The following is an 8,557-nucleotide window of genomic DNA, read 5'->3' on the forward strand; positions in this document are numbered from 1 at the left end:
CCAGTATCGCGCGCCCGCCGCCGTCCGCCCCAGGCGGCGCGCGGCCTATGGGATCATGGCGCCCGTGGTAGCGATCGGCCAGACCCTCCGCCGGCTGTGTCTCTCCGCGGGCGTGCTGGACTGGGTCCGCGTCGGGCTCCTGCTCATCGGCCTGCTCTTCGTCGCCACGGGCCTGCTGCCCGCCCACGAGGCCGAGGCCAGCGTCCGGCGGATCGGGCCGATGCTGGTCTTCCTGTTCGCCGTCATCGTCCTCGCGGAACTCACCAAAGAGGCAGGCGTCTTCGACGTCATCGCCGAACGGGTCGCTCGCGCGGGCCGCGGCGGCTACGGCGCCCTGTTCCTGCTGTGCGTGGCGTTCGCGTCCCTGACGACGGTCTTCCTCAACCTCGACACGACCGCGGTGCTGCTCACCCCCGTCATGCTGGCCCTGGCGGCGCGCACGGGCATCGCCGCCCTGCCGCTGGCCATGACGACCGTGTGGCTGGCCAACACCGCGAGCCTCCTGCTCCCGGTGTCCAACCTGACCAACCTCCTGGCCTCCGACAGGGTGGCCCTGGAGACGCCCGCGTTCGCCGAACGGATGTGGGCGCCGCAACTGGCCGCCCTTGCCGTCACCATGGTCCTGCTCTGGGTCTTCTACTGGCGGCGGGGCGCGCGCGGGGCCGACCGGTACGAGCCGCCGGCGCCCACGCCCATCGGTGACCCGGTGCTGTTCAGCGCCACCGGCCTGGCGTGCCTGGTGTTCATCGGCGCCGTCCTGGCGGGCGCCGAGACGGGCTGGGAGATCGCCGTCGCCGCCGGTGCGGCGGCGCTCATCGCCGTGGTCGCCTTCGCCGTGCGCGACCGCTCACACCTGAGACCCGCGCTGATCCCCTGGCAGCTGCTGGTGTTCGTCACCGGACTGTTCCTGGTGGTGCCCACCCTGAGCCGGTACGGGCTCGACACGGTGATGCGCGGCCTCATCGGCGAGGACGACGGCGTGGGCGGTGCCTTCCGCGCCGCGTTCGCCGGGGGCGGGCTGTCCAACGCCCTCAACAACCTCCCCGCCTACGTCGCGGGGGAGGCCGTGGTCCCGTCCGGCAACCACGACCAGCTGCTGGCGCTCCTCATCGGTACCAACGTGGGCCCGGTCATCACCCCGTGGGGGTCGCTGGCCACGCTGCTGTGGTTCGAGTGGTGCCGCCGCAGGGGAGTGGCCGTTCCCATGCGCACCTTCGTCCTGACCGGGGCGGTCCTGGCCGTGCTCGGATGCGCGGCGGCGACCGGGGCGCTCTTCCTCACGGCCTGAGGCCCCGGGGCTACCAGGCGAGGCGCAACTCGCCCGACGGACTCGCCTCGCGGGCCAGGCGGGTGGCCTTCGCGGTCGTCTCCAGAAGACGCTCCAGGAAAGCGGGCCGCGCCGCCACGAAACTGAGCTCGTCCGGGGAACGGTCGATACCGGGCTCGTAGGGGGAGCCGTCGAGCGCCCGTAGCTCGGCCCCGGCCTCGGTCGCCAGGATCGCCCCCGCGGGCAGGTCCACCACCTCCGGCCGGTAGCCCACGATCCCGTCGATGTCGCCGCGCGCCAGCATCACCCAGGCCACCAGCGGCGCCCACAACTGCAGCACCCGGCCGCTGCTGGCCTCCAGCACCGACCTGAGGGGGAAGGCCACCGGGTCGGAGCGGCCCACCTTGTGGCCCTGCGTCCACGCCACGACCGGGTTCTCCTTACGGCCCGGACGCAACGATCCGTTCAGCAGCAACGGCGCCCCGGACGGGCCCAGCGCCCCTTCCCCCTGGATCGCCGACCACGTCCGCCCGCTGACCGGGTCGTGCACGACCCCCAGCACCGGGACCGTGCCCGCGCACAACGCCAGGCCGACGGCGTACACGGGCATGCCGATCGCGACGTTGTTGGTGCCGTCCAGGGGATCGACCAGCCAGACCATGCCGGCGCCGTCCCCGCCGCCTTCACCGTCGGTGACGCCCGACTCCTCGGCGATGACCCGATGCCCCGGGTACGCCTCGCGCAGGCGCCCCAGGATGAGGGACTCCGCGGCGACGTCCAGCTCGGTCACCACGTCCCCGCCCGGGTCCTTCAGCCGCACGTCCAGAGGCGCGCCCATCCGCTCACGCAGCAGCGCCCCCGCCGCCTCGGCGGCCTCCACCGCCACCCGGCGGGCCGCGCCCAGATCGACCGGCACGCCCTGTGCGGACGGAACGCGCGATCCCATCGTCACCCCCGCGCCGTACGGCCGGACCGGCCGCGCCCACCCGGCTCCGCACCCCGCTCCGAGCCGGGCTCAAGGCCCGGTTCAAGGGAGGGCTCGGGCTCGGGCAGCGCGGGATGGGCGGCCTCGATGCGCCGCGCCGAACGCAGCGCCGCCCGGGCCGTCTCGTCGGGATCGCAGCGCAGCCTGCGCATCTGGTGGGAGGACGTGCCCAGCGGACCGAGCGAGAGATCGCCGCCGTCAGGGTCCTGCCGGCCCAGCGCAACCGTCGCCGCGTCCGGCCCGCCCTCGATGAACGTGCTGTGGAACACCCCGGCGGGCAGCGTGTAGACCGCGCCCGTGCCGTGCGTGCCGGTGTCGCCGGCGGCGTAACGAACCGTGCGGCCCGTGGCCTTCAGCTCGTCCACCTCGCCCCTGCTGACGACCTCGAAAACCCTGTGGGTGGCGCCGTCCGCCCCCGCGGGAGGAACGTCGGCCACACGCGCGCGGGTGTTCCGCACCTCGCCGTACAACACGAAGCTCACCAGCTCCCAGCTATGGCAGTGCACTCCGGAGGTCGTCGCCGCCACCGACTCTACCTCCGGAGTCCAGATATGCAGGCAGACGCCCAGGTCGCCCGTCCTCTCCACGGGCAGGCACAGGAAGCCCAGAGGATGCCGTACCGCCTCCACCGCGACCCTTCCCGCGGCGATGTCGTCCAGGACATGCCGCGCCCACCGTGGAACCGTCGCCGCCGCCGTGCCCGCGGCGATCTCCCGGCGAATCTCGGTGTAGCGCATGGCCTCTGCTACTCGTAGGGGTCCTTGGGACGGAGGGCCTTCCGGATGATCTCGACGACGTCCCGGTCGGTGTACGCGGCGGCCAGCTCGATCCCGATCACGTCGAACAGCTTGCGCACCTCCTCGACCGTGGGCTCGTCGTCCAGCGGCGCCAGCCGGGCCTGCTCCACCGGCACCCGCCGCGCCTGGTCCAGGCTGGTCTGCAGCTCCGCGCTGACCCACCCGTAGTAGAACTTGCCGCTGTCGACCACCAGCGCCTCGCCGCGCGGGTCGTCCCGCGTCACCACCACCCGGGACGCCGACAGGTCGTAGCGCAGCGTCGTCATCGTCCTGGACAGGCCGATGTCGATGTCGAGCATCCCGAACCGCTGCTTGTGCCAGCACGCCGACAGGATCGTCGCGTACGCCTCCTTGCGGGTGCGCTCCAGCGTCCACGGCTCGCCCGTTGCGTCGGGACCCTCGGCCACCGACCGCCGGTGCCGGGCGTAGTCCTCGCACACGGCCACGCTGGTCGGATCGATGATCTCCAGGCGGAACAGCAGGGTGCGCCGCTCCCGCCGCGCGGCCGCCACGCACTCGGGAAGCGTCTTGGCCCTGATGTAGGTTCCGGTGCCCCCCTTGAAGAACCACCGGTCGGTGTTGCGCCGGGCCTCCTCCAGCACCTGCGCCACCTGCGCGCCGCTGATGACCCTCACGACCGAGGTCTCCTCCAGCGCGCGCTTGGTGTCGGTCACCACGCCCTCGAAGGAATCGATCCGGCCGACCTTCTCGGTCAGCCCGTCGAGCGTGGCCGACGACGACCGCAGCGAGTCCCTGATCTCGTTCTCCACCGGGGCCCGCCGCGCCCGGTCGCGCAGCACCGACGTGGCCAGCAGGCCGACCACGGCCAGCACCGCGCTGTTGGTGATCTCGTCCTCGTTGGGCAGCTTCACCCCCAGGCCCAGCGCGGCCACGACGAGCGCCAGGACCAAGGCGATGACGGCGTCGGCGTTCTTGCCTGCCCAGGCGGCGAAGCGGGTCATCGTGAGCGTCATCCCCGTCGTTGTCGGTGTCGGCATCGTAACCACCGCGCCCGCGGCGGGGCCACCACGGGGACCGGCCCGCAGCGCCCTGCGCGCAAGGGTTTCCGCCGGGTCCCGACGGCCCGTGATAGAGAGCCCCACCTGCGCTATAAGCTCAGTCCATGACCGTCCGGGGCTGGTGGTCGGCACTGTGGCCGACACGTCGCTCGCGTGCCCTGGACGTCTCCCTCGCCGTCGGCCTGGCCGCGTTCGACGCCTTCTGGCTCTACTTCGCCCCCCAGCACTTCTGGCTGCCGCGCTGGGAGGTCTCGGCCGCCAGCGCCGTCTTGGGCCTGGCCCTGGTCGTACGGCGCCGCCACCCCGTGGGCCTGTCGGTGTTCGGCATCCTCTTCGCCACCCCCACCGGGGGCGGGGGCTTCTCCGGACTGGTCTCGCTGTACTCCCTGGGCGCCTACGCCGCGTCCCGGCGCACGGTCATCGCCGTCGCCCTGGCCGGGTACGTGATGTTCCTGCTCTTCCCGGGGCCCACCGCCGCAGACGAACCGCTCCTCGCCCAGGCCACGTTCGGGTTCGCCTTCACCGCGCCCCCCGTCCTTCTGGGCCTGTACATGGGCACCCGCAAGCAACTGTTCGCCTCCCTCCAGGAACGCGCCGAACGGCTGGAGCGCGAGCAGCACCTCCTGGCCGAACGGGCCCGCGGCGAGGAACGCACCCGCATCGCCCGCGAGATGCACGACGTGGTGGCCAACCGGGTCAGCGTCATGGTCGTCCACGCCGGGGCCCTCAAGGCCATCGCCGTCCGCGACCCGGCCCGCGCGGCCGAGACCGCCACCGTCATCGGGGACATGGGCCGGCAGGCGCTGGAGGAGCTCCGCCAGGTGATCGGCGTGCTGCGGCAGGGCGAGGAGGCGCTGCCGCAGGACTCGCCCACCCTGACGGAGATCCGCGAGCTGATCGGGCAGTCCAGCGCCGCCGGGCTCAGCGTGGACCTGTCGGTCCAGGGCGAGGAGCGGCCCATGCCCGCCGCCGTCGGCCGCACCCTGTACCGGCTGGTCCAGGAGGCGCTGACCAACGTCCACAAGCACGCCGGCGACGCCGACACCTCGATCGAGCTGTCCCTGATCCCGGAGGCCGTCGAGGTGGAGATCCGCAACGAGCCGCCCCGTGCCGGGCCACGGCACGGGCTGCCCAGCGGCGGGAACGGCCTGCTCGGCCTGCGCGAGCGGGTCACCGGGCTGGGCGGCAGCTTCGAGGCGGGCCCCCGCGACCACGGCGGCTTCGCCGTCCGCGCCAGGCTCCCGCTGCCTGCCACCTGACCTGCGGAAATAATAGAGCGGCCGCGATTGTCGTACCCCCTGCATACAGTGGTGGGAGCGGGTCATAGCGGCCCGCCGGTCCGAGCAGGGAAGAGGCGAGGGATGCGGCCGATCACGGATCTGCGGCGCCGGGTGGCGCCGTTCGAGGTGGTCACGGAGATGACGCCGTCCGGCGACCAGCCGCAGGCCATCGCCCAGCTGGGCGAGCGGATCGGGCGCGGCGACAAGGACGCCGTCCTGCTCGGCGCCACCGGCACCGGCAAGACCGCCACGATCGCCTGGCTGGTGGAGCAGCTCCAGCGGCCCGTGCTGGTCATGCAGCCCAACAAGACCCTGGCCGCCCAGTTCGCCAACGAGCTGCGCGAGATGATGCCCGCCAACGCCGTCGAGTACTTCGTCTCCTACTACGACTACTACCAGCCCGAGGCCTACATCCCGCAGACCGACACCTACATCGAGAAGGACTCCTCGATCAACGACGAGGTCGACCGGCTGCGGCACTCGGCGACCAACTCGCTGCTCACCCGCCGCGACACCGTCGTGGTCGCGTCCGTCTCCTGCATCTACGGCCTGGGCACCCCGCAGGAGTACGTCGACCGGATGGTGCGGCTGCGGGTCGGCGACGAGATCGAGCGCGACGACCTGCTCCGGCAGCTGGTCGGCATGCAGTACGCCCGCAACGACCTGGCCTTCACCCGGGGCACCTTCCGGGTCCGCGGCGACACCGTCGAGATCATCCCGCAGTACGAGGAGCTCGCCGTCCGGATCGAGATGTTCGGCGACGAGATCGAGAAGCTGGCCACCCTGCACCCCCTCACCGGCGAGGTCCTCAGCGAGGACGAGGAGCTCTACGTCTTCCCCGCCTCCCACTACGTCGCCGGCCCCGAGCGGATGGAGCGGGCGATCGGCGGCATCGAGGCCGAGCTGGAGGAGACCCTCGCCACGATGGAGGCGCAGGGCAAGCTGCTGGAGGCCCAGCGGCTGCGCATGCGCACCACCTACGACATCGAGATGATGCGCCAGGTCGGCACCTGCTCGGGCATCGAGAACTACTCCCGCCACATCGACGGCCGCGAGGCGGGTTCGGCCCCCAACACCCTGCTGGACTTCTTCCCCGAGGACTTCCTGCTGGTCATCGACGAGTCCCACCAGACCGTCCCGCAGATCGGCGCGATGTACGAGGGCGACGCGTCCCGCAAGCGGATGCTGGTCGAGCACGGCTTCCGGCTGCCGTCGGCGATCGACAACCGCCCGCTGAAGTGGGAGGAGTTCCTGGAGCGGATCGGCCAGACGATCTACCTGTCGGCCACCCCCGGCTCCTACGAGATGAACCGCGTCGGCGGCGACGTCGTCGAGCAGGTCATCCGCCCCACCGGCCTGGTCGACCCCGAGATCGTGGTGAAGACCACCAAGGGCCAGATCGACGACCTCATCCACGAGATCCGGCTGCGCACCGAGAAGGACGAGCGGGTCCTGGTCACCACCCTCACCAAGAAGATGGCCGAGGACCTCACCGACTACCTGCTGGAGCTGGGCATCCAGGTCCGCTACCTGCACAGCGAGGTCGACACCCTGCGCCGCATCGAGCTGCTGCGCGAGCTGCGCGCGGGCGAGTTCGACGTGCTGGTCGGCATCAACCTGCTGCGCGAGGGCCTCGACCTGCCCGAGGTGTCCCTGGTCGCCATCCTCGACGCCGACAAGGAGGGCTTCCTGCGCTCGGAGACCTCCCTGATCCAGACCATCGGCCGTGCCGCCCGGAACGTCTCCGGCCAGGTCCACATGTACGCCGACACGGTGACGCCGTCCATGGAACGGGCGATCGAGGAGACCAACCGCCGCCGCGCCAAGCAGATCGCCTACAACGAGGAGCACGGCATCGAGCCGACCGCCCTCCGCAAGCGCATCGCCGACATCCTCGACTCCCTGGCCCGCGAGGACGCCGACACCGAGACCCTCATCGGCGGCGCCGGCCGCCAGCAGAGCCGCGGCAAGGCCCCCGTCCCGGGCCTGGCCTCCCGCACCAGGGAGGCGGGCCGCCACGCCGCCGACCTGGTCGGCGAGCGCCCCCGCGAGGAGCTGGAGGCCCTGATCGACCAGATGACCGACCAGATGCACCAGGCCGCCACCGACCTGCAGTTCGAGCTCGCCGCCCGCCTCCGCGACGAGATCAAGGAACTCAAACGCGAACTGAGGGAAATGAAGGAGGCCGGCGTCAAATAACCGCCGGGGCACGGCACCGAGCGGTGCCGCGCGGAGCCGCACCCCAGGGAATGCCGACTCCCACCCCCCCCGGCAGCCCTGCGCCGGCCTGGCCCTGGGCCCACTGTGGCCGCCGGTACTACTGCGCAACGGCGCGGCCCCGCAGCCCGCGCGTGGACGCAGCGCCGCCACCACCCCACCAGAGCCCGAGAAGGCCGCGCCACCATCAGATGACGTCGCCGCGGTCGGCCACTCGTGGGCTGGCGCCGCGCCCCGTGTCGGCCCCCTCGTCGGGCCCGAGCCCGACGAGAAGCCACGCTGCCATCAGGTGCCGTCGCGGCGGTCGGCCACCCCCGGCCGGCGCCGCGCCGCGTGCCGGCGCCCTCCTCGAGCCCGAGCCCGACCGGCTGGCGAACCGGCGGCGGGGCGTCGTCCCGGGATGCTGCTGCTTCGACCGAGCCACGGCGCCGCTGGGCCGCCCAGCCCCAGAAACCGCCGCCCGGCGCGCTGGGCGCCCAGGAACGAGGAGACGCCCACCGCCGCTGGAGGGACACCACGGCCCGCGTCGGCGCTGCGTCGCCCGGCGATCCCGTGTCGGCCGGGCACTCCCGCCCATGCGGGTCAGGCGAGAGGACGGCGCCCGACGGCGGACGGCGGCGACGCCCCGTCCAGCGCTGCACCCCACGCCCGCCTAGTCCGTGCGCCTGCGCCGTGCAGCCGCGCCAGGCCGACGGGAGCAGCGTGCGGCGAAGGGCAAAGGCGCCGCCGCTCGGCTCCGGGCCGCTGGGCAGCGGCGCCGCTCCGCGCTTGCGCAGGCCGCCGCGCACTGACGCCGCGAGGCGGTCGAGCTGGGCCAGCCGGTCGGTTGCACGCGGCGCCGTGCCCGTGGCAGGCGCGGCGATGAGCGCCCGCCGCGGGGCCCAGGTCGGCGAGCGGGGCGGCGCGCTGCCCGCGGCCGCTCCGCACGCCAGCGCCGCCGGGTCTGCGCCGCCTGGGTCTGCGCTCCTCGCCACCCGTGCCGCTGGCCGCCA

At 73.0% G+C, this 8,557-nt stretch carries 6 protein-coding genes; 3 read left to right on the forward strand and 3 right to left on the reverse strand.

The features are described 5' to 3' along the window. Positions 1-64 precede the first annotated feature (64 nt). Positions 65-1,288 carry an ArsB/NhaD family transporter gene (locus ACFPZN_RS43945; RefSeq protein ID WP_378288758.1) on the forward strand — a complete coding sequence of 408 codons (1,224 nt, stop codon included), beginning with the start codon at positions 65-67 and terminating at the stop codon, positions 1,286-1,288. Positions 1,289-1,298: 10 nt separating this feature from the next. On the opposite strand, the gene ACFPZN_RS43950 is transcribed toward ACFPZN_RS43945, so the two are convergent. From ACFPZN_RS43950 to ACFPZN_RS43960, 3 genes are read right to left on the reverse strand one after another with little or no spacing between them, the layout of a single operon-like run. Further along, the gene (locus ACFPZN_RS43950; RefSeq protein ID WP_378288768.1) at positions 1,299-2,213 is read right to left on the reverse strand and encodes an inositol monophosphatase family protein; all 915 of its coding nucleotides are present in this window, start codon (positions 2,211-2,213) and stop codon (positions 1,299-1,301) included. Positions 2,214-2,215: 2 nt separating this feature from the next. After that, the gene (locus ACFPZN_RS43955; RefSeq protein ID WP_378288760.1) at positions 2,216-2,989 is read right to left on the reverse strand and encodes a hypothetical protein; all 774 of its coding nucleotides are present in this window, start codon (positions 2,987-2,989) and stop codon (positions 2,216-2,218) included. An 8-nt stretch (positions 2,990-2,997) separates the two neighbouring features. Then, positions 2,998-4,023 (reverse strand): hypothetical protein, encoded by a 1,026-nt coding sequence (locus ACFPZN_RS43960; RefSeq protein ID WP_378288762.1) that lies wholly within the window; start codon positions 4,021-4,023, stop codon positions 2,998-3,000. 149 nt (positions 4,024-4,172) lie between these two features. Between ACFPZN_RS43960 and ACFPZN_RS43965 the strand changes: the two genes are divergently transcribed. Together ACFPZN_RS43965 and uvrB are read left to right on the forward strand one after the other, a co-directional pair. Further along, complete coding sequence (locus ACFPZN_RS43965; RefSeq protein ID WP_378288764.1) at positions 4,173-5,327, forward strand: sensor histidine kinase; 1,155 nt, start codon at positions 4,173-4,175, stop codon at positions 5,325-5,327. Positions 5,328-5,429: 102 nt separating this feature from the next. Beyond that, entirely contained in the window at positions 5,430-7,547 is a 2,118-nt protein-coding gene (gene uvrB, locus ACFPZN_RS43970; RefSeq protein WP_378288766.1) for an excinuclease ABC subunit UvrB, read from the forward strand. Positions 7,548-8,557 lie beyond the last annotated feature (1,010 nt).

Source organism: Actinomadura rugatobispora (assembly GCF_042656285.1).
GTDB classification, from domain to species: domain Bacteria; phylum Actinomycetota; class Actinomycetes; order Streptosporangiales; family Streptosporangiaceae; genus Spirillospora; species Spirillospora rugatobispora.